The sequence below is a fragment of the Amycolatopsis sp. cg9 genome, assembly GCF_041346945.1.
Taxonomy (GTDB): Bacteria; Actinomycetota; Actinomycetes; order Mycobacteriales; family Pseudonocardiaceae; genus Amycolatopsis.
Genome location: NZ_CP166850.1, coordinates 10,129,196 through 10,155,339 on the forward strand (window position 1 = coordinate 10,129,196; position 26,144 = coordinate 10,155,339).

Sequence of the window (26,144 nt, forward strand, 5' to 3'; positions counted from 1 at the left end):
CGTACTATACGTGCGTGTAGTCGACTACACGAGAATGTAGCCCCCTATACGCATGTATAGCAAGGCCGCACTTTCACGTGAAAGTGCGGCTTCCGGTTGCCGCCTAACCGGTCAGCCGGTTAGGCCATTCGGCTCGCAACCAATTGCGGTCTTTGGGCTAACTGTCTTATTGCTGACGAAGATCCCACACGGTGTACTGCACGGACGCACATCTTCACGAAGGGTCGTTTCAGTGACACAGCACAGATCGCGCTGGAGACGGCGGGCCGGGATCACCGTCCTCGCCACCGCACTCGGCGCCTCCGTCCTCGGCGTCGCCGTTCCCGTGGCGTCCGCCCAGCAAGCGCCGCCCTCGACCGGCGCGGCCGACGGCAAGACCCTCGACGAGCACGACCGCGCTCTCGTCGCCGAAGCCGAAAAGGCCGGGAAACCGGACGTCACGCTGCTGATCGCGGCGGAAAAGGGCCAGACCGGTGCCGCCGTGAACGAGCTCAAGGCGCTCGGCGGCGTCGTCCAGTCCACCGACACCAAGCTCGACTACGTCAAGGTCACCGTCCCCACGGACAAGGCCGAAAAGGCCGCCAAGCTCAAGTCCGTCAACGCCGTCGACGTCGACGGTCTCATCCAGCGCGACGACCCGAAGCCCGACGGCGCGACCACCCCGCTGCCGCAGCCGGCCCCGGGCAAGGACACCCCGCGCGTCAACCCGTACCTGCCGACCGGGGACACCTACGCGGCGCAGTTCGGCCAGGTCCTGCCCAACTGGGACGGCAAGGACACCACGGTCGCCGTGCTCGACTCCGGCGTCGACCTCGACTCCCCCGCGCTGGCCACCACCAGCCACGGCGAACGCAAGATCGTCGACTGGTACAACGCCAACGCCACCAACTCCGGCGACGGCACCTGGGTCAAGCAGTCCACACAGACCTACACCGGCACCTTCACCGCGAACGGCAAGACCTGGACGGCGCCCGCCACCGGCGGCCCGTACACGTTCGGCGTGTTCGGCGAGACCGCCGGCGACCTGGGCGCCGCGGACAGCGAGACCGGCGGTGACGTCAACCGCGACGGCGACCGCGCCGACTCGTGGGGCGTGCTGCTCGACCCGGCGACCAAGGAGGTCCGGGTCGACCTCAACGGCAACGGCGACTTCACCGACGAGAAGCCGATGACCGACTACGCCAAGAAGTACGACTACGGCTTCTTCGGCACGGACAACCCGGCGACCGACGTCGCCGAGCGGATGGCCTTCGTGGTCCAGACCGACAAGCCGGGCTACGTCGGCATCGGCATCGCCGGCGCCGAGCACGGCTCGCACGTCGCGGGCATCGCCGCCGCGAACGACCTCTTCGGCGGCAAGATGGACGGCGCGGCCCCGGGCGCGAAGCTCCTGGCCGTCAAGGTCTGCCTCACCGGCACCGCCTGCACGTCGTCGGGCCTGCTCGACGGTGTCGTCTACGCGGCCAGCCACGGCGCCGACGTCATCAACATCTCGATCGGCGGCCTGCCGGCGCTCAACGACGGCAACAACGCCCGCGCGGAGCTCTACAACCGCACGATCGCCGAGTACAACGTCCAGATCTTCATCTCGGCCGGCAACAGCGGTGCCGGGGCGAACACCGTCGGCGACCCGTCGGTGGCCACGGACGCGATCTCGGTCGGCTCGTACATCACCAAGGAGACCTGGCTGTCGAACTACGGCTCGGTCACCAAGAACGCCGAGTCGCTGCACCCGTTCTCCTCGCGCGGCCCGCGTGAGGACGGCGGCTTCAAGCCGGACATCATCGCGCCCGGCGCGGCGATCGCCACCATCCCGCGCTGGGAAGCGGGGGGCCCGGTGGCCGGCACGTACGGCCTGCCCGCGGGCTACGCGATGCTGCAGGGCACGTCGATGGCGTCGCCGCAGGCGACCGGCGCGGCGGCACTGCTGGTGAGCGCGTACAAGGCGACGCACAAGGGCCAGCGGCCGCCGGTGGCGCAGCTGCGGGCCGCGATCAAGTCGACCGCGCGGTTCGTGCCGGGCATCGGCGCGTACGCCCAGGGCGCGGGCCTGTTCAACGTCCCGGCCGCGTTCGTCGCGCTGTCGCTGAACCCTAAGCCGGACGCCGTTTCGACGTCGGTCGAGGTGCACACCGCGCTGTCGGGCCTGCTGGCCACCCCGAACACGGGCGTGGGCATCCACGACCGCGAAGGCGTGACCACGGGCAAGGCCTACACCCGCACGTACACGATCACCCGCACCACGGGTTCGGCGCAGCCGGTGCCGTACTTCGCGCGGTGGACGGGCAACGACGGCACGTTCTCGTCGAAGTCCACAGTGGTCCTGCCGCTCAACACGCCGGTGAAGTTCGACGTCAAGGTCGAGCCGAAGGCCGCGGGCGCCCACTCGGCGCTGCTGTACCTGGACAACCCGCTGACCGTCGGCGTCGACGTGCAGACCCTCAACACGGTCTTCGCGCCGCAGGAGTTCACCGCGGCCAAGGGCTACCAGGTCGACGTCTCCGGCAAGATCGCCCGCAACCAGGCGACCAGCTACTTCGTGCGGGTGCCGCAGGGTGCCAGCGCGCTGAAGGTGGACCTGGACGCCGGTGCCGGTGCCCCGGGCAAGGGCCAGGTGCGGTTCCTGCGCTACGACCCGACCGGTGTCCCGGCCGAGGCCAGCACGTCCACGACGTACTGCTACCTCCCCGACGCGGGTGCCGGCTGCCCCGGTGGCACGCCGACCAGCCGCACGATCGCCAACCCGCTCCCGGGCGTGTGGGAGATCGTCGTCGAGGCGCGCCGGACGTCCGATGTGGCCGATGCGGCGTACAAGCTGTCGGCTTCGGTGCTGGGCACGGCGATCTCGCCGAACCCGGACACCATCGCCTCGGCCACGCTGAACACGCCGATCGCGCGGTCCTACACCGTGCAGAACACGCTCGGCGCGTTCACCGGCAAGCTGAACGGCGCCACGCTGGGCAGCGCGAAGGTCGCGCGGCCCTCGATCGCCGAAGGCGCGCAGCAGCAGTACCAGATCGCGGTGGCGCCGGGCTCGACGTCGCTGACGGCCACGATCGGCAAGACGTCCGACACCGGCGCCGACCTCGACCTGGTGCTGTACAACTGCACGACCGGCTCCTGCGTGCAGGCGGCGGTCAGCGCGGACGGTGACTCCGAGGAGTCGGTGACCGTGGCCAACCCGGCCGCGGGCGTCTGGGTCGCGCTGGTCGACGGGTACGCGGTGCCCACCGGCACGACCGAGTACGACTACCTCGACGTGTTCACCAACCCGGCCTTCGGGTCGGTCGCGGTGACCGACGCCACCGCGGCGCACGCGTCGGGCAGCTCGTGGACGGTGCCGGCGACGGTGACGGTCACGGCCGCCCCCGCCGCGGGCCGGACCCTGCGCGGTCAGCTGACCGTGCAGACCGACACCGGTGTCACGGTCGGCTCCTCGCTGGTGCTGATCAACGCCGTCGGCTAGTCCCGCTCAACGGAAACCGCCCCGGGTCCCGCCCGGGGCGGTTTTCGCTTTCCTGGTGGCTTTCCGACGCAATTTTGCGCATGTCCGGTGAAGTGTTGCCCTCTTCCGGCGGGTGTCCGTATGGTCTGGAACACTCCGAATCCACCGAGGGGTTGGCGATGCGACGGATTTCGACGCTGCTCTCCGTGCTTCTCCTGCTGGCGGCCACTTTGCCGGGTGTCGCGCACGCGGCGGCGCTCTCGAGCCGGACGCACCTGTTCTACTACCCTTGGTACGGCGGCGCTTCCACCGGCTACCGGCACTGGGTGCAGGGCGGGCACACGCCACCGGCCGACATCGGCGCGAACTTCTACCCCGTGCTGGGCGCGTACGACTCCGGTGATTTCTCCGGCGCCGTCGAGCAGCACATGCGCTGGATCGAGCAGTCCGGTGCCGGCGTGATCGTGTACAGCTGGTGGGGTCAGGGGTCCGATGAGGACGGTCTGGCGGCCGGCGTGCTGGAAGCCGCCGCCCGGCACGGGATCCGGGTCGCGTGGCACCTCGAGCCCTACAGCGGGCGGACCGCGGCGTCCACGGTGGCGGACGTGAACTACCTCCTCGGGCGGTACGGCTCGAGCCCCGCGTTCTACCGCGAGGGCGGCCGCGGTGCGTTCTACGTCTTCGAAAGCCTGCGGATCACCGACTGGACGGCGCTGGACCAGGTGCGCTCGTCGGCGATCGTGCTGGCGCAGACGACCGACACGAGCAAGGTCGCGCACTTCGGCGGGATGTACACCTACGACGCGATCGCCGGGGCCACCGCGCCGGGCTGGCGCGAGGCGGGTGCGTACTGCGAAGCGAACGGGCTCGTGTGGGCGCCTTCGGTGGGTCCGGGGTACGTCGACGACCGCGCGGTCCCTGGCAACACGACCCCGACCCTGTCGCGGGACAACGGCGCGACCTACGACCGCGAGTGGCAGAACGCGCTTTCCTCGCAGGCCGACTGGGTTTCGGTGACGTCGTTCAACGAATGGCACGAAGGGTCGGTCATCGAGCCCGCGCGGTCTTCGCCACCCGCCGCGGGGTACGAGACGTTCGCCGGGGCCTACGGGACGTCCGGCGCGGCCTCGGAAACCGCTTACCTGGACCGGACCCGCCACTGGGCCGCCCAGCTCGGCGGGCCGCCGCCCGCGGCGGTCGACCTGGCGCGGGGGCGGCCGGTCTCCGCGAGCGGGTCGCAGGCCGGGTACCCGCCGGGGAACGCCGTCGACGGGAACGCCTCGAGTTATTGGGAGAGCGCGAACAACGCGTTCCCGCAGACGTTGACCGTGGATCTGGGGGCACCGGCCGCGGTCGGCCGCGTGGTGGTGAAGCTCCCGCCGTCGTGGGGTTCCCGGACGCAGACCATCGCGGTGAACGGCGGGACCCCGGCCGGGTACGTGTTCGACCCGGCGACCGGGAACACCGTGACCATCCCGGTTTCGAGCACGGACCGGTACCTGCGGCTGACGTTCACCGGCAACACCGGGTGGCCCGCGGGTCAGGTGTCCGAAGTGGAGGCTTACGCTTCCTGAGCCCGGTTGACGAACGGCGCCGGCTCGGCGAGCACGCGGTGCACGACCCGGCCCGCCGCCCCGAGCGTCGCGGCGTCGCCGCCGAGGCGTGAAGCCGTCAGCACCGGCGGCTCGCCGCGGAGGCCGCCGAGGCGGGTGGCCAGCACCTCCGACACCGGTTCGGACAGCCACGGGTACAGCTGCGTGAACACTCCGCCCAGCACGATGCGGTCGAGGTCCAGGAGGTTCACCGCCGACGTCAGGGCGAGGCCGAGGGCCTCCCCGGCGGCCGCGCACGCGTCCCGCGCCGCCCGGTCGCCGGCTTCGAGGGCGGCCACGAAGGCCGGCAACGTCGGCGTGTTCCCGGCCGCCAGCAACGCTTCCTGGCCCGCGAAGGTCTCCAGGCAGCCGCTTCCGCCGCACCGGCAGAGCGGGCCCCGGGGCGCGACCACGACGTGGCCCAGCTCGCCGGCCAGGCCGCGGGCACCGGAGAACAGCGCGCCGTTCACGACCAGGCCGGCCCCGATGCCGACTTCGCCGGAGACGTAGAGGAAGTCGCGTTCGCCGTCGCCGTACCAGAGCTCGCCGAGGGCGGCGAGGTTCGCTTCGTTGTCCAGCTCGACCGGGACCGGCAGGCGCAGCAGGTCGGCCGGGCGGACGTCCTGCCAGCCGAGGTTGGGGGCGCTGAAGAGCACGCCGTCGCCGACCGGGCCGGACACCGCGAGCACCGCGCCCGCGACCTCGAGGCCGAGCCGGTGGGTTTCGGTGAGCGCCTCGGTGGCCAGCGCCTGCAGCTCCCCCAGGACCTTCTTCGGCCGCGAGCCGCGGTTGTCGCGCTCGCGGCGGGCGGCGAACCGGACGCCGCCGGTGAGGTCGAGCACGCGCACGGCGAGGTAGTCGACGTTGATTTCGAGCCCGAGCGACGCCACGCGGGCCCCGCTGAGCACGACTTCCACCCCCGGCCGGCCGCGTTCCCCCGCCCGCGCCGGCCCGGTCTCGGCGAGCAGTCCCGCGTCGACCAGGTCGCCGACGAGCTTGCTCACCGTGGACTTGGTCAGACCGGTGACCTCGGCGAGCGCGGCGCGGGTGAGCGCGCCGCCGCGGTGGACCGCGCCCAGCACGACCTCGAGGTTGCGGGCGCGCATCTCCTCATGCCGGACGGCCTGGGTCATCGTGTCCCCTCCTGCCGTGCACTTTAACCGGGCCCCTTGACGCCCGGGAGCCCCACGGCGCATATTTAGTCTACAACGTGAACTAAATGAAGGGACAGTCATGGACGACTACGCCCCCCGGCCGGCCGACAAGTTCACCTTCGGCCTCTGGACCGTGGGCTGGCCCGCGAACGACCCGTTCGGGATCGCGACGCGGCCGCCGCTCGACCCGGTGGAGAGCGTCCACCGGCTGGCTGAGCTGGGCGCGTACGGCGTGACCTTCCACGACGACGACCTGCTGGCCACCGAGCCGGACCGTGACAAGGCGATCGAGGCGTTCAAGAAGGCGCTGGCCGAGACCGGCCTCCGCGTGCCGATGGCGACTACGAACCTGTTCACCCACCCGGTGTTCAAGGACGGCGGCCTGACCAGCAACGACCGCGACGTCCGCCGCTATGCGCTGCGCAAGGTCCGCCGCAACATCGACCTGGCGGCCGAGCTCGGCGCGGAGACGTACGTGGTGTGGGGCGGCCGCGAGGGCGCGGAGTCCGACGGCGCGAAGGACGTCCGCGCGGCGCTGGCCCGCTACAAGGAGGGCCTCGACCTGCTGGCGGACTACGTCGTGGAGAAGGGCTACTCGCTGCGGTTCGCGCTGGAGCCGAAGCCGAACGAGCCCCGCGGCGACATCCTGCTCCCGACGATCGGGCACGCGCTGGGCTTCATCTCCCAGCTGGAGCGGTCCGAGATGTTCGGCCTCAACCCGGAGGTCGGGCACGAGCAGATGGCCGGCCTCAACTTCGTGCACGGCATCTCGCAGGCGCTGTGGCAGGGCAAGCTGTTCCACATCGACCTGAACGGCCAGCACGGCCCGAAGTACGACCAGGACCTGATCTTCGGCCACGGCGACGTGAAGAGCGCGTTCTTCCTGGTGGACCTGCTGGAGAACGGCGGGTACGAAGGCCCGCGCCACTTCGACTACAAGCCGCTCCGCACGGAGGACCCGTCCGACGTCTGGGTCTCCGCGGCGGCGAACATGCGCACCTACCTGATCCTGAAGGAGAAGGCGGCCAAGTTCCGCTCGGACCCGGAGGTGGCGGAGGCCCTGGCGGCTTCGCGGGTGCCGGACCTTTCGACGCCGACGCTGGCCCCGGGCGAGACGTTCGACGACGTGTTGAAGGACGACTTCGACCTCGAGGCGGCCGCCGCGCGCGGCTACCACTTCACGCGGCTGAACCAGCTGGCCCTCGAGCACCTGCTCGGCGTCCGCTGACGTGCCACGAGGGGCACCTTCATGGCTCTTGTGTCCATGAAGGTGCCCCTCGTGACTTCTACGACACCGTCAGGGTGTCGATGTCGAACAGGGAACCCGCGCCACCCCGGAAGGTCAGGTGGAGGGGGCCTGAGCCGGCCGTCATCGTCGTCGAGACCGTCTGGAACGTCTCCCAGCCGCCCGTGTTCGGCACCGCTACCGTGCCCAGCACGGGTCCGGTCGCCGAGCCGTCGCGGATCTCGATCGTGCCGCCCGCTCCCGCCGACGACACGACCGCGCTGAAGTGCGTGCGGCCGGTCGTGCTCACCGATGCGTAGCCGGCCCAATCGCCGTTCTCGATGTAGCCCAGGGTCTGACCACCGCTCGCCGGGGCGTGGGACGCGATCTGGACGCCCGACCCCGACGTGAACGATTCACCCTCCACTGTGGATGAAGACGTGCCGCACGAAGCCGGAGCCACACCGGCGGCGTACCGGACCGCGCCCAGGAGCGAGGTGCGGAACACCGGGTCCGAATAGGACTCGATCGTGTGGCCGAGGCCGGTGTAGAACGCCCGGCCGCTCCCCTGCGGGTGGCACCAGGTGATCGGGTGATCCGCACCCATCTCGCCACCGGTGTAGCTCGACTCGTCCAGCGTCTGGAGCACGTGGACGCTGCCGCGCGGGTTCGTGCGGTAGTTGTACAGCTCGTCCGTGCGGGTCCACACCGCCGGCAGGTTCGCGGTGGCGGGGTGGGTACCGTCCTCCGTCACGAACCGGGCCTGCTGGATCGCCGGGTGGCTCTTGAACCACGCCCCGACCAGCTGCCCGTACCACGGCCAGTCGTACTCCGTGTCGGCCGCCGCGTGGATGCCGAGGTAGCCGCCACCTCCCTCCACATAGGACTCGAACACCGTCTGCTGCGTCGCGTCCAGGACGTCGCCGGTGGTCGAAAGGAACACCACCGCCTCGTAGGAACCCAGCGAAGCGGCGGTGAACACCGACGCGTCCTCGGTCGCCGTCACGGTGAAGCCGTTCGCCTGACCCAGTTCACGGAGGGCTTGGCTGCCCGCCGGGATCGAGTCGTGGCGGAAGCCCGCCGTCTTGGAGAACACCAGTACGTCGTACGACGGATCCACCTGGGTCGGCATACCGCTCAGCGTAAAGGAATCGACGTCGAAGAGGGAACCGGAACCACCCCGGAACACCAGGAACAGCGGGCCCGAGCCACTAGACACCGACGCCGTCACGTTCTGGAACGTCTCCCAGTCCCCGGTCGAGGGCACCGAAACCGTGCCCAGCAGCGTCCCGGTGGCCGAACCGGAGCGGATCTCGATCGTCCCGCCCGCGCCGGCCGACGAGATCCGCGCCGTGAAGGACCGCGCGCCCGCCGTGCTCACCGACGCGTACCCGGCCCAGTCGCCGTTCTCGATGTAGCCCAGGGTGTTGCCGCCGCTCGCGCCGGCGTGCGGCGCGATCTGGACACCGGAACCGGAGGTGAACGACTCGCCCTCGATCGCCGAAGCCGCGGTGGTGAACGTGAACGCGTCCAGGTCGAACAGGTTGCCCTGCCCGGTCACGCCCTTGAACACGAGGTACAGCGTCGTCGGACCGGCCGGCCGGTTGGCCAGGTTCGCCGTGACGTCGGCGAACGTGTCCCAGTTCCCGGTGTTGGCGACGGCCGCCGAGCCGAGCAGGGTGCCGGTCGGCGAACCCGCGCGTACCTCCAGCGTCCCGCCCGGGCCGCCCGAAGACACCCGCGCGCTGATCGAAGTGGCGTTGCCCAGAGCGTACGGTGTGAACGAGATCCAGTCGCCGTCGTCGGTGTACCCGACCGTCCGGCCGCCCTCCGCGGCGCCGTGGTCGGCGAGCTGGATCCCCGACTGCGCCGAGAAGTGCTCGCCCTGGCGGTGCCGCGGCTGCAGCTTACGGACGCTGTGCGACGTCAGCCCGCCCTTGTCGGTGTACTGCGCGTCGAAGACGCCGTAGATGTTCGCCGCGGCGTCGTGCTCCCCGTCGACCGGGACCGCGATCGAGCCGGAGCACCCGGTCGCTTGCGTGATCTGGTGCTCGTGGCTGTCGTGGCCGAGGAAGTACGTCACCTTGACCTTCGAGCAGTCCAGCGGCCCGTCCTCCGGATCGCTGCCGGTCACCTGGAACGGCACGGTGTCACCGAAGGAGAACAGCTGCCCGTCCGCCGGCGTGCCCAAGGAGACCGTGGGCGCCGTGTTCCCGACCGTCACGACCAGGCTCGCCGTGCCGGTCAGCCCTTCCGGATCGGAGACCGTCAACGTCGGCGAGTACGTGCCGTTGGTCGTGTAGGTGTGCGCCGGGTTCGCCGACGTCGACGACGAGCCGTCGCCGAAGTCCCACCGGTAGCTCAGCGCCCCGCCTTCGGGATCGGTGCTCCCCGCGGACGAGAAGGTGACCGTCAAGGGATTCGGTCCGGACGTCTTGTCGGCCACGGCCTTCGCGACCGGGTTGCGGTTCGTGCCCGCGAGGTACTCGATCCGGTACAGCGCCTGGTTGTCGCTGCCGGTGCCGTAGTCGAGGACGTAGAGAGCGCCGTCCGGGCCGAACGCCATGTCCATCACCTGCGTGCCGGTCCACGGGAAGTCCTCGATCGGGCCGCGGGTCCCGTCGGCGTTGACGGTGACCGCCTTGATCCACTTGCGACCGTACTCCCCCGCGAAGTACCTGCCGTCCAGGGATTGCGGGAACTTGACCGTGGACGTCGAAGCGGCGTCGTACCGGTAGACCGGCCCGCCCATCGGCGACTCCGAGCCGCTGCCGAACTCCGGCGGCGAACCCTCGTCACCCGCGTACTTGATCCACGCGGCCTTCGGCACCGGCAGCTTGGCGAGCCCGGTGTTGCGGAACGACGAGTTCGTCGGGCCGCCCGCGCAGTCGTACTTCGCGCCGGACGGGCCGCTCGGGAACGTGTAGTGGTTGTACGTCTCGGTCGTCGTGTTGGAGCCGGTGCAGTACGGCCAGCCGAAGTTGCCCGGCCCGGTGATCCGGTCGAACTCGACCTGCCCTTGCGGTCCGCGATCGGGGTTGGTGACGCCGGCGTCCGGGCCGTAGTCGCCGAGGTAGACGACGCCCGTCGGCTTGTCGACACTCATCCGGAACGGGTTGCGGAAGCCCATCGCGTAGATCTCCGGCCGCGTGTTCGCGGTTCCCGGCGCGAAGAGGTTGCCGGACGGCACCGTGTACGTCCCGTCCGCCTGCGGGTGGATCCGCAGCAGCTTGCCGCGCAGGTCGTTCGTGTTGCCCGACGAGCGCTGCGCGTCGAACTGCGGGTTGCGCGTGGTCCGCTCGTCGATCGGCGAGTAGCTGTCGGACGAGAACGGGTTGGTGTCGTCGCCGGTGGTGAGGTAGAGGTTGCCGGCGGCGTCGAAGTCGATGTCCCCGCCGACGTGGCAGCACTGGCCGCGGTCGTTGGCCACCTTGAGGACGACCTTCTCGCTGGCCAGGTCGAGCGTGTTGTCGGTCTTCAGGACGAACCGGGACAGGTGCAGCTCGCCCTTGAACGGCGCGAAGTCCGCCTCGGTGCCGTCGGTCGGCGCGTCACCGTCCGGTGTGGACAGCCGCGGCGAGTAGTACAGCCAGACGTACCGGTTCGTCGCGAAACCGGGGTCGGCGGCGACGCCCTGGAGACCTTCCTCGTCGTGGGTGTAGACGTTCAGCTTGGCCGCGACGGACGTCGCACCGGCCGCGGTGGTGACGCGGACGGTGCCGTCGCGGGAGGTGTGCACGACCGACCGGTCGGGCAGGACCGCCAGGGACATCGCCTCGCCGCCCAGCTCGGCCGCGCCGGTGGCGAGGGCGACCTGCTGGTAGTCCGCGGGCGGGATGTCCGCGCGAGCCGGGGTGTCGACGGTGAGCAGGAGACCGGCACCCAACAACGCGGTGCCGAACAGCCTCGCCCACTTCGGTGGGGACGGAGACATGCCGGTTCCTTCCTGATTTTGAGCGTGCTTCGCCCCGGAGTGGCGCGAAGCCGGTTTCGATCACCTTCCGACGGGGCTGGCGGTCACCCGTTGAACAGAAGCGCTACTTCGAAGAGAAAGCGGCGTCGAAGGCCGCGGTGGGCGGGGCGAAGTTGAGCTTGCGGACGAACTCGAGCGCTTCGGGAGCGCCGATGAGCCGGTCCATGCCCGCGTCCTCCCACTCGATGGAGATCGGGCCGTCGTAGCCGATGGCGTTGAGCATGCGGAAGACGTCCTCCCAGGGGACGTCGCCGTGGCCGGTGGAGACGAAGTCCCAGCCGCGGCGGGGATCCGCCCACGGCAGGTGCGAACCCAGCCGCCCGTTGCGGCCGTTGAGCTGCTTGCGGGCCTCCTTGCAGTCGACGTGGTAGATGCGGTCCTTGAAGTCCCACAGGAACCCCGCCGGGTCGAGGTCCTGCCAGACGAAGTGCGACGGGTCGAAGTTGAGCCCGAACGCCGGGCGGTGCCCGATCGCCTCCAGGGTCCGGACGGTGCTCCAGTAGTCGTAGGCGATCTCGCTCGGGTGCACCTCGTGGGCGAAGCGGACGCCGACCTCGTCGAACACGTCCAGGATCGGGTTCCAGCGCGTGGCGAAGTCGGCGTACCCGCGGTCGATCATCGACGGCGGCACCGGCGGGAACATCGCCACGGTGTGCCAGATCAACGAACCGGTGAAGCCGACCACAGTGGACACCCCGAGCTTCGCCGCGGCGCGGGCGGTGGCCTGCATTTCGGCCGCCGCCCGCTGCCGGACACCCTCGGGTTCGCCGTCGCCCCAGATGCGGGCGGGCAGGATGGCTTCGTGCCGCTCGTCGATCGGGTGATCGCAGACGGCCTGGCCCACCAGGTGGTTCGAGATGGCCCACACCTTGAGGTCGTACTTGGCCAGCGTTTCGAGCTTCGCCGGTACGTAGGCGTCGTCGGCGAGTGCCTTGTCCACTTCGAAGTGGTCGCCCCAGCAGGCGATCTCGAGGCCTTCGTAGCCCCAGCCGCTCGCCAGCTCGCACACCTCCTCGAACGGCAGATCGGCCCACTGCCCGGTGAACAACGTCAGCGGTCGTGCCATGTCTGACCTCCTGGTGGGTCCTACTCGGTCCGGATAGCCGTCAGCAACAGGTCCTTGACTTCGGTGGCGTGGATCTTTTCGCGCGCGAGCGACGGATCCGAGCACAGCAGCACGGGGCCGTCTTCGGGGGCGTCCGGCAGCCGCCCGTGGCTGCCGCGCACCGGCGCCGGGTCGAGCGGGACGACCTGCATCGAGTACCGCAGGCCGAGCTTCTTGCGGGCCAGCGCGGACGCCGCCTTCAGCTTCACCGCCGGGTCGTTCGGGTCGAAGAACAGCTCGGCCGGGTCGTAGCCGGGCTTGCGGTGGATCTCGACGGTCTTCGCGAAGTCCGGCGCGCGGTCGTCGCTCAGCCAGTAGTAGTACGTGAACCAGGCGTCCGGCTCGGCGATCGCGACGAGCTCACCGGCCCGTTCGTGGTTGATGCCGACGGATGCCTGCCCCTCGCGATCCAGCACGACGTCCACACCGGACAGTCCGGCCACGATGTCCCGCACGCGCGGGACGTCGGCGGGGTCGGCGACGTAGACGTGCGCGACCTGGTGGTCGGCCACCGCGAACGCCCGCGACGTCCACGGGTCCAGGTACTCCATCCCGGCCTGGACGTACACGTTGAGCAGGCCCTCTCGGCGCAACGCCCGGTTGATGTCGACCGGCCGGCTCGCGTTGGTGATGCCGTACTCCGAGAGCGCGACGACGGTGTGCCCGCCCGCGGCCGCCTGGTCCAGCAGCGGCTTCACCGCGGCGTCGATCTCCCGCGCGGCCGCCGCGGCCTGCGGGGCGTCCGGGCCGAAGCGCTGCAGGTCGTAGTCCAGGTGCGGGAGGTACACCAGCGTCGTGTCCGGCTTGTCCTCCGCCATGATCTTCTGCGCCGCCGCGATGATCCACTTCGACGACGTGATCGCGGCCGTCGGGCCCCAGTAGGTGAACAGCGGGAACTCGCCGAGCGCGCCGACCAGGCGGTCGTGCAGCTGCGGCGGGTGGGTGTAGGCGTCCGGGGACTTCTTGCCGTCGGCGTGGTAGATCGGCCGCGGGGTCACCGTCAGGTCGACGTCCATGCCCATCGCGTACCACCAGCACACGTTCGCGACGCGATGCCCGTTCTGCGCGCGCCGGGCCGCGTCCCAGAACTTGTCGCCCTGGACGAGCTTGTTGTGCTGGCGCCAGAGGAAGATCTCGCCGAGGTCGCGGAAGTACCAGCCGTTGCCCACGATCCCGTGCTCGGCCGGCTGCAGGCCGGTGAGGAACGTCGACTGCACCGAGCACGTCACGGCGGGGAAGACGGTGTCCAGCTGCGCGGTGAAGCCGGGCTCGGCCATCTTGCGCAGGTTGGGCATGTGCGGCAGCAGCCGCGGGGTCAGCCCGACCACATCGAGCACGAGCAAACTCATTCCGAAACCTCTTCCAAGCCTAGTTCGATCAAGGAACGCCGGGTCCAGTCCAGCTCGGCCGCGATGCCCGCGACCAGCCCGGCGTCGTCGGCGGGTGCGTCCGGGAGCACCTGCCAGGTGTAGGTCTCGACCTCGACGTGGTCGGTGCGCGCGGTGGCGCTGCCGAACAGCTCGGCCAGCGTCCCGGCCAGCACCGGCCGGGTCGACGTCAGCGGCGGTGCCGGGTCGGCGTGCAGCGGCACGTGGAAGTGCACGCGCCACGGAGCCTCGCCCGGGAGCCCGCCGGCCAGCGCGAGATCGAGGTCGTCGGCGCCCGGCGGGGCGCCTTCGTTGCTCTGGTGCAGGAACCGGGGTTCCACGAAGGACTCCAGCGCCCGGCGGGTCGCGGGGTCGTTCGGCGAGGCCGCTTCCAGCGCGGCCGACGCCTGCAGCTTGACGACGGCCAGCCCGGCGGCGTCGAGCCGGGCCAGCGCGGCCGCCGGCTCCTCGAAGCCCACCGCGAGGTGGCACGTGTCGAGGCAGACGCCGAGCCGCTCGGTGTCCACATCGGACAGCAGGGCCGCGGCCTGCGCGGTCGTCTCGATGACGCACCCCGGCTCGGGTTCGAACGCCACCCGCACCGGACGCGCCAGCTCCGCCAGTCCCTTGGCCAGCAGCTCGAGCTGACCGCGGTCGTCCCGCCATTCCGTGCGCCAGCCGAGCGGCAACGTCGAGACGCTGCCCCGGGCCGCGTCGTCCGGCAGCAGCTCGGTGAGCAGTCGCGCGAGGTCCAGGGTGTACTGCGTGCGTTCCGGCGTCGACCAGTCCGGCCGGTACACCTTGTGCTTGACGACCGGGTCGTGGAACCCCTGGTACGGGAACCCGTTGAAGGTGACGACCTCCAGCCCGCGGGCGGCCAGCTCACCACGCAGCCGGGCGACCGCCGCCGGGTTCGCGACCAGCTCCGAAGCCACCGGGCGCGCCAGCCACAGGCCGAGCCCGAGCCGGTCGACGCCGAGGCGGTCGCGAACGGGCTCGCCGAAGCGGGCCAGCTGGGTGAGCACGCCGTCGAGGTCCTCGGCCTGGTGCACGTTGGTGCAGTAGGCGAGGTGGACGAGCGTGCCGTCGCGGTGCCGGAACCTCACTTGCGCGCCCCCCGCAGGATCGAGTTGCCCGCGAATTCGGCGTCCGGCGCTTCGCTCTCCAGCGAAAGGCGGCCGCTCTGACCGTAGAACTCGACCGGGTTCCGCCACAGGACGCGGTCGACGTCGTCCTCGGTGAACCCGGCGGCCAGCATCGCGTCGCCGGTCTTTCGGGTCTTGAGCGGATCGCTCTTGCCCCAGTCGGCCGCGGAGTTCACGAGCACCTTTTCGGTCCCGTATTCGCGAAGGATCGCGACCATCCGCTCTTCGTCCATCTTGGTGTCCGGGTAGATCGAGAACCCCATCCAGGAACCGGATTCCTTGACCTGCCGGACGGTCACCTCGTTGAGGTGGTCGAGCACCACCCGCTCGGGCGCGATGCCGGACTCACGGACGACCGCGATGCTGCGCTCGGTACCGGCGGCCTTGTCCCGGTGCGGGGTGTGCACCATCGCCGGGAGGTCGTGGTCGACCGCCAGCGCGAGCTGCGCCGCGAACGCCTTGTCCTCCTCGGCGGTCATCGAGTCGTAGCCGATCTCGCCGACCGCGACCACGCCGTCCTTCTCCAGGTAGCGCGGCAGCAGGTCGAGCACCGGGGCGCAGCGCGGGTCGTTGGCCTCCTTGGGGTTCAGCGCGATCGTGCAGTGGTGCGCGATGCCGTACTGGCTCGCGCGGAACGGCTCCCAGCCGACGAGGGCGTCGAAGTAGTCGGTGAAGCTGCCGACGTTCGTGCGGGGCTGGCCCAGCCAGAACGCCGGCTCGACGAGCGCGCGGACGCCGGCCGCGTGCATGGCCGCGTAGTCGTCGGTGGTCCGGGAGCTCATGTGGATGTGCGGGTCGAAGATGCGCATCAGGCGTCCTGTTCGGTCAGCAGCGGGAGGAGGTCGGCGGGGACGTCGCGGCCCGCGGCGGTGCGCTCGGCGGCGAAGGACCGCATCATGCGCAGCAGCTCCGCGTCGGTCCGGCGGTCGAGCCCGGCGATGTCGGCGAGCGGAATGCCCATGAACACGCACTTGAGGACGCCGTGGCGGTAGGCGGCGTCGTCGAGGTGCGTGGCGGCGTACTCCCCCATCGCGGCGGTCACCAGGCGGGTGTCGTTGGTGCGCAGGGCGTCCGCGACCAGTTCGACCCCGGCGTCCCCGGCGTCCCCGGTGTCCACGACGGACAGTCCACGCAGGACGGCCCGCTTCTCGGCGGCGTCGCCGTAGCGGTAGAGGTCCGGCAGCTCCGCCGCGGCCCCGGGCGCCGCCTTCAGCAGCTCCACGCGGGCCACGTCGTCGACCGTCCACCCGGGAGTCTCCGACGGGCCGCGGCCGACCCGGCGGCCGACGCCCGGGAACACCGTTCGCAAGACCGTCGCGTCCGCGGCGACGTCGAGCAGTGCCTTTTCCAGCCAGGCGTTCACGCGGCCACCGCCTTCCGCAGGAAGTCGAGGGATTCACGGGCGATCCGCGGGGCGGCGTGGCTGTCCCGCGGCAGTTCGACGGCCACCAGCCCGGCGTACGGCGCCAGTGCGGCCAGCACGGGCGGGAAGTCGATCTCGCCCCGCCCGAACTCCAGGTGCTCGTGCGTGCCGCGGCGCATGTCGTCGATCTGCACGTTGACCAGCCGGGGCAGCGCGCGGCGGACGCAGTCGGGCACGGACGCGGACTCGTTGCACCGGCAGTGCCCGATGTCCAGCGTCAGCCCGAACCGGTCCGGGTCACCGAGCCGCCGCGAAAGCTCGAAGTACCCGTCGAGGTCTTCGACGAGCATCCCGGGCTCCGGTTCGAAGCCGAGCTTGACGTCGTGCTCGTCGGCCGCCTTGAGCACGTCGGCGCACCCGTCGACCAGGTGCGCCCACGCGTCCTCAGTGGACAGCTCGGCCGGCTTGTTCCCGCTCCAGAACGACACCGCTTCGGCGTTGAGGTCCGCGGCGATCGCCACCGCCCGCGTCAGGAACTCGACGCGGCGCTCGCGGCCGGGGTCGAGGAACGTCGGCGAGTGCTTGCGCCACGGGTCCAGCAGGAACCGGGCGCCCGTCTCGATCACGACGGCCAGCCCGAGCCGGTCCAGCTCGGCCGCCAGTGCCGCGACGCGGCGGGCCAGGTCCGGCCCGAACGGGTCGAGGTGCTGGTGGTCGAGGGTCAGCGCGACGCCGTCGTAGCCGAGGTCGGCCAGGACCCGCAGGGCGTCGCCGAGGCGGTGGTTGGCGAAGCCGTTGGTGCCGTACCCGAACCTCATGTCGGCGACACCTTCCGGCTCAGCGCCCGCGCGATCGGGAACGCGGCCGCGACGGCCAGCGCCGAACGCCACGCCCCGGTCCGCGCGATCAGCCCGGCCTGCAACGGGATCATGCCGTGGATCCCGGCCCCGACCGCGCGCCGGATCTTGGGCGCGGCCGGGTCGCGGACGGCGTCGTACTGCGCGCGCCCGGTGGTCAGCGCGTACGTCCCGAGCAGCGCCGAAGCCAGCGGCCCGACGCGGCCGGCGGCGACGCGGACCCCGGCGGTGGCGGCCAGGGTGGCCGCGGGCAGCGCGGGTTTCGCGCCGTGCACCTCCGACCTCGACAGCGTTGTCACGGCGTAGGTGTGCGCCCCGACGGTCAGCGCCGCCGGCAGCGCCGGTTTCGCCCCGCCCGCGCCGAGCAGGACGTCGAGGGCGCGGGCGGCGGCCATCGCGGCCGGGCCGAACGCGGTCTCCTTGAGCACGAAGTCATAGGCCCACACGGTCGCGGCCAGCGGCAGCGCGACGCGCAGCGCCCGTTTGCCCCCGGCGGCGGCCGCGATGCCCAGCCCGCCCGCGGTCAGGCCGGTGGCGACGCCGAGCGCGGCGCCGGGCGACACGCGGCCCGACGGGATCGGCCGCTCGGGCCGTTCCATGGCGTCGAGGTGGCGGTCGGCGTAGTCGTTGAGCGCCATGCCCGCCCAGTAGATGCAGACGGACGCGCCGGTCAGCGCGAGCGTGCGGCGGCCGAAGGGCCAGCCGGCCGCGGCGGCCCCGGCGACGGCGTCCCCGGGCACGGTCAGCGCGGCGGGCGCGCGGACGAGTTCGACGATCGCCTTCACCGGTGCGCCCACTCACGCAGGGCCGCGTACTGCGACGCCAGGTCGTGCGGCCCCTCGCCGGCGGGGTCCTTGAAGAAGAACCCGAACTCGGCCACCGGCCCGGCCACGCCGTCGCGGCAGGCCTTGCCGGTCAGCCGGGCGAGGTCGAGCACCAGCGGCGCGGCCAGCGCCGAGTCGCAGCCCTGCCAGGTGAGCTGCAGCGTCATGCGCGCGCCGAGGAACCCCTCGAACAGCACGTGGTCCCAGGCGGTCTTCCAGTCGCCGAGCGCCGGGACGTAGTCGATGTGCACCTCGCCGTCGACGTCGCGGCCGAGGTTCTGCGCAAGCACCTGCTGCTTGGACGCGTTCTTGCTCGCCGCCGCCCCGGGGTCGGCCAGCGTGGCGCCGTCACCCCCGCCGAGCAGGTTCGTGCCCGACCAGGACAGGACGTTCAGCGCGCGCTGGGCGAACATCGGTGCGAGCACCGACCGCAGCAGCGTCTCGCCGGTCTTGCCGTCGCGTCCGGCGTACGGCTGCCCCGTGACCCGGGCCAGCTCGTCGAGCGCGGGCAAGCGCGCACCGGTCGACGGGGTGAAGTCGACAAAGCCACAGCCCGCGCGGAAAGCCGCGTAGGCGTACAGCGCACTCGGCGGCAGGGTTTCCAGCGCGCCTTCCAGCGCGGCCAGGGAAGCGTGCGCCGGGTGCGGTTCGCACGGCGGTTCGGTGGAGGAGACGTTGACCACGACGACGTGGTCCAGACCCGCCCGGAACTCGGTCAGGTCCGCGACGATCCGATCGGCCGCGGCCCGCCCGCCTTCCGACGGCGCCGGGCGCAGCCGGGCCTCGGCCGCCTCCAGCTCCGCGCTCACCGCGGCGGGCAGCGCCGACGGCAGGACGCCCGCCGCGGCCAGGTGCTCGGCCCGCTTGACCAACGGCGTGTCGACGACGTCGTGCCCCCCGAAGACCAGGTCCCCCAGCCCGGGCAGCTCAGCCCCGGCGAAGTCCGGCAGCTCGGTCACGCAGCCCGTCCGCGCGGCCAGTCCCGCGCGCATGGCGGCGGCCCCGGCGACGGCGGTGGTGGCCACCGACCCCCGGGCACCGATCAGCCAGACACCGATCTTCCCCATAAGTTCCTCCAGCAGTTCGGCACATCAGCCCGCGACCGGCGGTTCCTCGCCCGGCGCGCGGACGCCCACCCGATCTACATCGCGCGAGTCGATCAAGTGTTTCCACCCGGTCGGGGGGCACGAGCGTCATCCACTCTCCCTCTCCGCGCGGACCGGGACCAGTGCCGGGTCGTCGAACACCGCCTGCAGCGCCACGTGCGCGCCGCCCCGCGACGCCGCGGAGAACCCGAGCCAGGACAGCTCGACGCGGCAGCCCCCGATCCCCGGGGCGATCACGCGGGTTTCGAGCTCGGCCAGCATCGGCCCGAGCAGGTACGGGCCCAGCTGGGCGAAGTAGCCGCCCAGCAGCACCACGCGGGGGTTGAAGACGTTGATCAGCACGGCGGCGCCGACGCCGAGCCCGGTGCCGACCTGCGCGAGCGCGTCGAGTGTCCGCTTGTCCTTGAGCTCGGCGCGGCGGCGGATCAGGTCGAGCCGTTGTTCGAGGTCCAGCGACGGGTCGTGCACGGGGTCGCCCGGCGCCGCGGCGAGCCGCAGCAGGCCGGCCAGCCCGACGAGCGTTTCCCAGCAGCCGCGGCGCCCGCAGCCGCAGATCCGGCCCGCCGGGTCGAGCTGGATGTGACCGATCTCGCCGGAGAACCCCTCGGCGCCGCCCAGCAGCCGTCCGCCGGCGATCACGCCACCGCCGACGCCGATCTCGCCGGTCAGGTAGACGAGGTCGGCGGTCCCCGCGACGCTGCCCATGGCGTACTCGCCGAGCGCGCCGAGGTTCGCGTCGTTGGCCGTGCGGATCGGGAACGACGGCGGGCCGAGCCGCCGGGTCAGCCGCTCGGTGATGCCGCGGACCACCCGGACGTCGGTCCAGTGCAGGTTGGGCGCGAAGGCGACGGTGCCGCTCGCGACGTCGACCAGCGCCGGGATGCCGACGGTGACGCCGGCGGGCATGACCCCGAGCCGCCGGCACTCCCGCAGCGCCCGCGCGGTCAGTTCCGCACCGGCGTCGAGAACCTTCTCGACGGGGAGCGCGGCCACGTCCAGCGCGACGCGTTGCTCGAACAGGACGGCACCGGTGAGGTCGAGGGCGAGCGCGGTCAGGTAGTCGACGTTGATCTCCACGCCGATCCCGCCGACCCCGCGGCCGTCGAGCCGGACGATCGTGCCCGGCCGCCCCACCGCACCGGCGCGCTCGCGGTCGCCTTCGCGGACCAGCCCGCGCTCGACGAGTTCGGCGACGAGGCTGGACACGGTTCCCTTGTTCAGCCCGGTGTCCGCGGCGATCCCCGCCCGCGACCGGGGACCCGCGTCCCGCAGGTGCCGCAGCACCAGCGAAAGGTTGCTCCGCCGGACGGCGGCCTGATCGGCCGGGCGCACCGGTTTGAGCGAGAAGGAGGAGTCCACGCCGACACCACCCCAGTTCGTCTGGTGGGACAACAAATTAGGGCGGGCGAAACGATCCGGTCAACGAAGAGGGGGAACGGGCGAAAGCCGGACAAACGGTGCTGACCAGCGAAACTATCGCTCGCGGCAAGCAAAAGTGTCCCACGGATGGAGCAGGGATTAGGGCGGCCGGACGCCGTAATGGCACCGCCGAACGGGAGGTTGCCGCTCAGCGGGAGTTTCGGCGGACTTTCGCAAGTTTGCGTCAAGAGGAGGGCACGGGCGGGAAGGAAAGCGTGCCCAGCGCCCCGACCAGCGGTGAAAGTTCCGGCAAGGCCCCGGCCTCGGCGAGCGCTTCCGCCAGCGCCGTGTCGTGGGTCGGGCGGGCCGCGGTCAGCAGGGCCTGCCCGGCCGGCGTCACCTCCGTGTAGATGCCGCGGCGGTCGTCCGCGCAGAGGTAGCGGGCCAGCAGGCCCCGGCCCTCCAGCCGGGTCACCAGCCTCGTCGTCGCCGACTGGCTGAGCACCACGGCGTTGGCGAGCTGGTTCATCCGCAGGTGGAAGCCGTCCTGGCGGGCCAGCACGTCGAGCACGGTGTACTCGCTCACCGACAGCTCGTGGTCGCGCTCGAGCGCGCGCTGCAACTTGTCCTCGATCCGCGCGTGGAGCGCGGCGAGCGTGCGCCAGCCCTGCGCGCGTGCCTCCACGGCGTCGTCGTCCAGTGACACGGTTCACCTCTCCCGGGCTTGCGCGCAACCGTTTGCACGCTGCACTATCGAGCTCGTGCAATATACGGCGTCTGCAACTATCTCGGACGCTCGTAGTTGCCAACGCCCATAACCAGTCTACCCCGGGAAGAAGGAAGTCCATGCCCGCCGCTCTGCTCGCACTGGCGATCAGCGCTTTCGGGATCGGCACCACCGAGTTCGTGATCATGGGCCTGCTGCCCGAGGTCGCGGCCGACTTCGGCGTCTCGATCCCGTCCGCAGGCCTGCTCATCTCGGGCTACGCGCTCGGCGTCGTCGTCGGTGCGCCCGTGCTCACCGCGCTGGCCTCGCGGGTGCCGCGCAAGACGGTGCTGGTCGCCCTGATGGGCCTGTTCATCGCCGGCAACGTGCTCTCGGCGCTCGCCCCGAGCTACGGCCTGCTGATGACCGGCCGGGTCGTCGCCGCCCTCTCGCACGGCGCGTTCTTCGGCGTCGGCTCGGTCGTCGCCGCATCGCTGGTCGCCCCGGCCAAGCAGGCCAGCGCGATCGCGCTGATGTTCACCGGGCTGACCGTGGCCAACGTCCTCGGCGTGCCCGCCGGCACCGCGCTCGGCCAGGCCTTCGGCTGGCGCTCGACGTTCTGGGTGGTCAGCGCGCTGGGCGTGCTCGGCGCCATCGGCATCCTCGCCCTGGTGCCGCACCAGGAACCCGCCGCGGACGCGGGCCTGCGCGGCGAGCTCGCCGTGTTCCGCCGCCCGCAGGTGTGGCTCGCGCTGGTCATGACGGCGCTCGGCTTCGCCGGGGTGTTCGCGTCCTTCACCTACATCGCACCGATGATGACCGAGGTCGCCGGCTTCTCCAGCGGGGCCGTGACCTGGCTGCTCGTGCTCTTCGGCGCCGGCCTCTTCGCCGGCAACCTGCTCGGCGGGCGGGCCGCGGACCGCAAGCTCATGCCGAGCCTCTACGTGATCCTCGCCGCGCTGGCGATCGTGCTGGTCGCGTTCGTCTTCACCGCGCACGCGAAGGTGCCGGCGGCGATCACCATCGCGCTGTTCGGTGCCGCCGGCTTCGCGACCGTGCCGCCGCTGCAGGCCCGCGTGATGGCCAAGGCCGAGGGCGCCCCGGCGCTGGCCTCGGCGGCGAACATCGCCGCGTTCAACCTCGGCAACGCCGGCGGCGCGTGGCTCGGCGGCCAGGCCATCGAGTCCGGCCTCGGCTACACCGCCCCCAACTGGATCGGCGCCGCGCTCGCCGCGGCGGGCCTCGCCGTGGCGCTCGTCTCCGGCCTGCTCGACCGCAGGACCCCGGCTAGTTTCGAAGCCGGGGAACGGGTACTCGCCCGATGAACCACCCACCGAAAGGAAACCTCGTGACCAGCGTGCCCGTGATCGAACTCAACAACGGCGTGCGGATGCCGCAGCTCGGCTACGGCGTGTTCCAGGTCCCGGACGACGAGACCGCCACCGCCGTGAAGGCCGCCATCGAAGCGGGCTACCGCAGCATCGACACCGCCGCCGTCTACGGCAACGAAAAGGGCGTCGGCCAGGCGATCGCCGAGTCCGGAGTGGCCCGTGACGAGCTGTTCGTCACGACCAAGCTGTGGAACTCGAGCCAGGGCTACGACGCGACGCTCAAGGCGTTCGACGAGAGCATGGCCAAGCTCGGCCTGGAGCAGCTCGACCTGTACCTGATCCACTGGCCGACCCCGCAGCGGGACAAGTACCTGGACACGTGGAAGGCGTTCGAGAAGCTCTACGCCGACGGCCGCGTCCGCGCGATCGGCGTGTCCAACTTCCAGCCCGCGCACCTCGAGCGGCTGATGGACGCCTCCGACGTCGTCCCGGCGGTCAACCAGATCGAGCTGCACCCGTACCTGCAGCAGCCGGAGGTCCGCGAGTTCGACGCGAAGCACGGCATCGCGACGGAGGCGTGGAGCCCGCTCGCCAAGGGCGGCAGCCTGCTGGGCGACCCGGTGGTGGCGGAGCTGGCGGTCAAGCACAGCCGGACGCCCGCGCAGATCGTGCTGCGCTGGCACCTGCAGCTGGGCAACGTCGTCATCCCCAAGTCGGTGACGCCGTCGCGGATCGCGGAGAACTTCGACCTGTTCGGGTTCACCCTCACGGAGGAGGAGGTCGAGTCGCTGCGCCCGCTGGACCGCGGTGAGCGCACCGGCCCGGACCCGGACTCCTTCAACGCCGCCTGATGTGGTGAACGACCCGTTCATGTCGTCAGGCGACATGAACGGGTCGTTCACGTCACTGCTTGCGGGCGACTCCGCCGAGCGTGAGGAAGTTCAGCTCGCTGAGCGGGTGCAGGCGCGGGCCGTCCGGCCACCATTCGTGGAGGTAGACCAGCCCCGGCCGCAGCAGCTCGGTGCCTTCGAAGAACGCCTGGATCTGCTCCCGCGTGCGGTGGACGCTGCCCAGGCCGGTGCCCTGGAAACTCGTTTCCAGCAGCCGCGCGAGTTCCTGCCTCGGCGAGTCCTCTTCCGGGTCGAAGTTGTGCGTGAGCAGCAGGTACGAGCCGGGCGCGAGCGCCTGGACGTACTCCCCGACGATCTTCTTCGCGCGGTCGTAGTCGTCGATGTGGTGGACGATCGACGTCAGGATCAGCGCCACCGGCCGGGTGAAGTCGAGGTACTCCTTGACGACGTCGTCGTCGAGGGTGTCGGCCGGGCGGGTCAGGTCGGCGCCCGTCACGTGGGTCAGGTAGTTCTCTTCCAGCAGGGCGCGGCCGTGCACCTGCACGACCGGGTCGTTGTCGACGTACACCACCTGCGCGTCCGGGTTGTACCGCTGCGCCACCTGGTGGGTGTTTTCCGCGGTCGGCATGCCGGAACCCAGGTCGAGGAACTGGTCGACGCCGCGCTTGCCGGCCAGGAACCGCACCGCGCGCACCAGCCAGTCGCGGTGTTCCTTCGCCATGGTGCGGGCGCCGGGCGCGATCGCCAGCAGGCGCCGCATCGCTTCGCGGTCGACCTCGTAGTGGTCGTGGCCGCCGAGCAGCGCGTCGGACAACCGGGCCAGGCTCGCCTTGCTGAAATCGAGCGCGGCGGCGCCGCCCTCAGTTCCGGGCCGCAGGTCGCCAGGCGTCATCGGCTGATCTCCCACTCTGCACGCGGCGGACGGCACCCTGTGCGGGCTTCGCTCACCGTGTCCGGCAACGGACAGTGCTCAGCCTACGACATGGGGTGCACCAAGTGAACCAGGCCGAAGGGCCTTGGCTGCCAGGGACTATTGCCCGAAACGCAGCTCGCGCCAGGACATTCCGCCGTCCGTGGTGCGGTACACGGCGGAACCGCCTGCGGCATCCGGCTGACCGTCCACGACGACCCCGGTGCCGCGGCCGGGGAAGTCGAGATCGGCCAGCCCGAGCCCTCGTTCGGACAGCGCCGTCGTCGTCCACGTGCGACCGCCGTCGGCCGTGCGGTGCAGGAACCCGGTGCCACCGCCCACCGCCGCGACCGTGACGGACGTCGGCGAAGCGGCGCCGAACCCCTGCGTGATCCCGGTGTACGGCGCCGCGTCGCTCCCGCTGAACACGCCGCCGAGCTGCGGGGCGTGCCGCAGCCGCCGTTCGGTCGAGCCGGGCTGCGGCGACCCGGGGCTGCTGCTGCACAACGCCACGACCTGCCGTTCCCGCACGTTGGCGAGCGAGGCGACCAACCCGGCCGGGCACGGCGGATCGGCCCGGGTGAAGCGGACGCCGTCGCGGGAGGTCCAGTACTCCTCGGTGCCGTAGTCCGCGCCGAGCGCGACCTGCACACCGCCGCCGACGGAGAGATCGCCGTAGGTGAGGGAGCCGGTGACCGCGAACCCGGGCACCGGGGCCAGCACCGGCGACCCGGCGGCCGCGGAGTACAGCCGCGTCGAGCCGCGGCCCTCGCCGTAGCTGGTGAGCACCGCGAACACGCGACCGCCCGTTTCGGCGATCTTCGAGAGGTAGTACGGCTCGCGCGCGCCGATCAGCCCGACCGGGTGCCAGGTCGCACCGCCGTCCCGGGTCGTGCGCACGTGCACGCCATCGCTGACGTACGCGACGCGGTCGCTGACCCACGTCAGCGCGACGTGGTTGTGGTTGTCCGGCAACGGGACCGGAGGCGCACCCAGCCGCCGCCAGTGCGCACCGCCGTCCGTCGTGCCGAGCAGCGCCGGGCACCACGTCTTCGCGCACGGTGCATAGCCGAGGACGTAGCCGGTGTCCGGCCCGGTCCAGCTCGTCGACGCGGGCCGGAATCCCGCTGGTACCGAGGTTTCCGCCGACGCGGGGAGCACGGACACGGCCAGGAGGGCGAGGACGGACGCCAGCAGCGCCGGGATTCTCATGATCACGTGGACGTCCCGCGCGGGACCGGGTTGCCCGCCCCGGCCGGGATTCCGTCGCGCGGCCCAGCGGGCGCCGGGCCGCCTGGTCCCCCACCGAGGCGGGGAGCCGGTGCGCGACCGCGACCCGCAACCCCGGCGCAACGCACCAGGCAGCGGCCGGCACCCGGCGCCGCAGGTCACGTCAGGTTCTCGGCCACCGAAGCCACCCAGCGCAGCAGGTCGGCGCCCGCGGCGAGGTCGCCGAGCACGATGATCTTCATCGTGGCGCGCTCCTTGTCGTAGATGGTCTCCACGCGCAGGGGCCGCTCAGCGCCGTCCCGCGGGCCGTTGACCGAGGCCACGACCATGGTCGAGATCCGGTCCGCCCCGGCCCGGTCGACGCCGCCGAGCTCGACGACACCCGACAGCTCCGCCGTCCGCGCCACCGCGGCCCGCTCGGTGACCGGGAGCCCGGTGAAGGCCTCGAGGTCCTCGGCGGTGATCCGGTACTGCTTGCCGATCCGGACCGCCTTCAGCCGCCCGTCCCGCACGTAGTTGCGGACCGTCCGGACGTGCAGGCCGAGCTTCGCGGCGACCTGTTCGACGGAGAAGACGTCCTGCGCCATAACCCTCCTCATGT

The 26,144-nt window shown here is 71.5% G+C and carries 20 protein-coding genes; 5 read left to right on the forward strand and 15 right to left on the reverse strand.

The window, feature by feature from the left end; translation table 11 throughout:
* Positions 1 to 232: 232 nt before the first annotated feature.
* Both AB5J73_RS46640 and AB5J73_RS46645 read left to right on the forward strand, forming a co-directional pair.
* Positions 233 to 3,466 carry a S8 family serine peptidase gene (locus tag AB5J73_RS46640; protein ID WP_370966414.1) on the forward strand — a complete coding sequence of 1,078 codons (3,234 nt, stop codon included), beginning with the start codon at positions 233 to 235 and terminating at the stop codon, positions 3,464 to 3,466.
* 158 nt (positions 3,467 to 3,624) lie between these two features.
* On the forward strand, positions 3,625 to 5,019 hold the full coding sequence (locus tag AB5J73_RS46645) for a discoidin domain-containing protein (protein WP_370966416.1): 1,395 nt from the start codon (positions 3,625 to 3,627) through the stop codon (positions 5,017 to 5,019).
* On the opposite strand, the gene AB5J73_RS46650 is transcribed toward AB5J73_RS46645, so the two are convergent.
* The gene (locus AB5J73_RS46650; RefSeq protein WP_370966418.1) at positions 5,007 to 6,170 is read right to left on the reverse strand and encodes an ROK family protein; all 1,164 of its coding nucleotides are present in this window, start codon (positions 6,168 to 6,170) and stop codon (positions 5,007 to 5,009) included. The two genes, AB5J73_RS46645 and AB5J73_RS46650, sit on opposite strands and share 13 nt — an antisense overlap.
* Before the next feature lie 100 nt (positions 6,171 to 6,270).
* Here AB5J73_RS46650 and xylA point away from each other — a divergent pair, with 100 nt between their 5' ends.
* Positions 6,271 to 7,419, forward strand: coding sequence for a xylose isomerase (gene xylA, locus AB5J73_RS46655; RefSeq protein ID WP_370966420.1), 1,149 nt, complete (start codon positions 6,271 to 6,273; stop codon positions 7,417 to 7,419).
* A gap of 58 nt (positions 7,420 to 7,477) precedes the next feature.
* Here the strand turns inward: xylA and AB5J73_RS46660 are convergent, their stop codons facing one another.
* The 11 genes from AB5J73_RS46660 to AB5J73_RS46710 form a co-directional block, all read right to left on the reverse strand.
* On the reverse strand, positions 7,478 to 11,350 hold the full coding sequence (locus tag AB5J73_RS46660; RefSeq protein ID WP_370966422.1) for a carbohydrate-binding protein: 3,873 nt from the start codon (positions 11,348 to 11,350) through the stop codon (positions 7,478 to 7,480).
* Between the two features lie 103 nt (positions 11,351 to 11,453).
* Positions 11,454 to 12,455: a sugar phosphate isomerase/epimerase family protein gene (locus AB5J73_RS46665; RefSeq protein ID WP_370966424.1), complete on the reverse strand. Its 1,002-nt coding sequence runs from the start codon at positions 12,453 to 12,455 to the stop codon at positions 11,454 to 11,456.
* Positions 12,456 to 12,475: 20 nt separating this feature from the next.
* Positions 12,476 to 13,843, reverse strand: a complete 1,368-nt coding sequence (locus tag AB5J73_RS46670) for an alkaline phosphatase family protein (protein WP_370966426.1) — start codon at positions 13,841 to 13,843, stop codon at positions 12,476 to 12,478.
* Positions 13,840 to 14,967 carry a metabolite traffic protein EboE gene (eboE, locus tag AB5J73_RS46675; protein ID WP_370966428.1) on the reverse strand — a complete coding sequence of 376 codons (1,128 nt, stop codon included), beginning with the start codon at positions 14,965 to 14,967 and terminating at the stop codon, positions 13,840 to 13,842. Before eboE ends, AB5J73_RS46670 begins: the two co-directional genes overlap by 4 nt.
* Positions 14,964 to 15,815 carry a TatD family hydrolase gene (locus AB5J73_RS46680; protein WP_370966430.1) on the reverse strand — a complete coding sequence of 284 codons (852 nt, stop codon included), beginning with the start codon at positions 15,813 to 15,815 and terminating at the stop codon, positions 14,964 to 14,966. The genes eboE and AB5J73_RS46680 overlap by 4 nt, the downstream gene beginning before the upstream one ends.
* Complete coding sequence (locus tag AB5J73_RS46685; protein WP_370966432.1) at positions 15,815 to 16,369, reverse strand: EboA domain-containing protein; 555 nt, start codon at positions 16,367 to 16,369, stop codon at positions 15,815 to 15,817. Before AB5J73_RS46685 ends, AB5J73_RS46680 begins: the two co-directional genes overlap by 1 nt.
* The gene (locus AB5J73_RS46690) at positions 16,366 to 17,187 is read right to left on the reverse strand and encodes a sugar phosphate isomerase/epimerase family protein (RefSeq protein ID WP_370966434.1); all 822 of its coding nucleotides are present in this window, start codon (positions 17,185 to 17,187) and stop codon (positions 16,366 to 16,368) included. Before AB5J73_RS46690 ends, AB5J73_RS46685 begins: the two co-directional genes overlap by 4 nt.
* The gene (locus tag AB5J73_RS46695; protein ID WP_370966436.1) at positions 17,184 to 18,023 is read right to left on the reverse strand and encodes an SCO3242 family prenyltransferase; all 840 of its coding nucleotides are present in this window, start codon (positions 18,021 to 18,023) and stop codon (positions 17,184 to 17,186) included. The genes AB5J73_RS46690 and AB5J73_RS46695 overlap by 4 nt, the downstream gene beginning before the upstream one ends.
* Complete coding sequence (locus AB5J73_RS46700) at positions 18,008 to 19,117, reverse strand: inositol-3-phosphate synthase (protein WP_370966438.1); 1,110 nt, start codon at positions 19,115 to 19,117, stop codon at positions 18,008 to 18,010. Before AB5J73_RS46700 ends, AB5J73_RS46695 begins: the two co-directional genes overlap by 16 nt.
* A gap of 126 nt (positions 19,118 to 19,243) precedes the next feature.
* Complete coding sequence (locus AB5J73_RS46705) at positions 19,244 to 20,515, reverse strand: ROK family protein (RefSeq protein WP_370966440.1); 1,272 nt, start codon at positions 20,513 to 20,515, stop codon at positions 19,244 to 19,246.
* Between the two features lie 244 nt (positions 20,516 to 20,759).
* Complete coding sequence (locus tag AB5J73_RS46710; RefSeq protein WP_370966442.1) at positions 20,760 to 21,221, reverse strand: MarR family winged helix-turn-helix transcriptional regulator; 462 nt, start codon at positions 21,219 to 21,221, stop codon at positions 20,760 to 20,762.
* Positions 21,222 to 21,361: 140 nt separating this feature from the next.
* On the opposite strand from AB5J73_RS46710, the gene AB5J73_RS46715 reads away from it, so the two are divergent.
* Together AB5J73_RS46715 and AB5J73_RS46720 are read left to right on the forward strand one after the other, a co-directional pair.
* Positions 21,362 to 22,546, forward strand: a complete 1,185-nt coding sequence (locus AB5J73_RS46715; RefSeq protein ID WP_370966444.1) for an MFS transporter — start codon at positions 21,362 to 21,364, stop codon at positions 22,544 to 22,546.
* A gap of 23 nt (positions 22,547 to 22,569) precedes the next feature.
* A complete protein-coding gene (locus AB5J73_RS46720; RefSeq protein WP_370966446.1) occupies positions 22,570 to 23,403 on the forward strand; it encodes an aldo/keto reductase in 834 nt (277 codons plus the stop codon).
* 52 nt (positions 23,404 to 23,455) lie between these two features.
* Here AB5J73_RS46720 and AB5J73_RS46725 read toward each other — a convergent pair whose 3' ends face one another.
* From AB5J73_RS46725 to AB5J73_RS46735, 3 genes are all read right to left on the reverse strand, one after another.
* Positions 23,456 to 24,295, reverse strand: a complete 840-nt coding sequence (locus AB5J73_RS46725; RefSeq protein WP_370966448.1) for an SAM-dependent methyltransferase — start codon at positions 24,293 to 24,295, stop codon at positions 23,456 to 23,458.
* 138 nt (positions 24,296 to 24,433) lie between these two features.
* Positions 24,434 to 25,531, reverse strand: a complete 1,098-nt coding sequence (locus AB5J73_RS46730; protein WP_370966450.1) for a hypothetical protein — start codon at positions 25,529 to 25,531, stop codon at positions 24,434 to 24,436.
* A 170-nt stretch (positions 25,532 to 25,701) separates the two neighbouring features.
* A complete protein-coding gene (locus tag AB5J73_RS46735) occupies positions 25,702 to 26,130 on the reverse strand; it encodes a helix-turn-helix domain-containing protein (RefSeq protein ID WP_370966452.1) in 429 nt (142 codons plus the stop codon).
* Positions 26,131 to 26,144 lie beyond the last annotated feature (14 nt).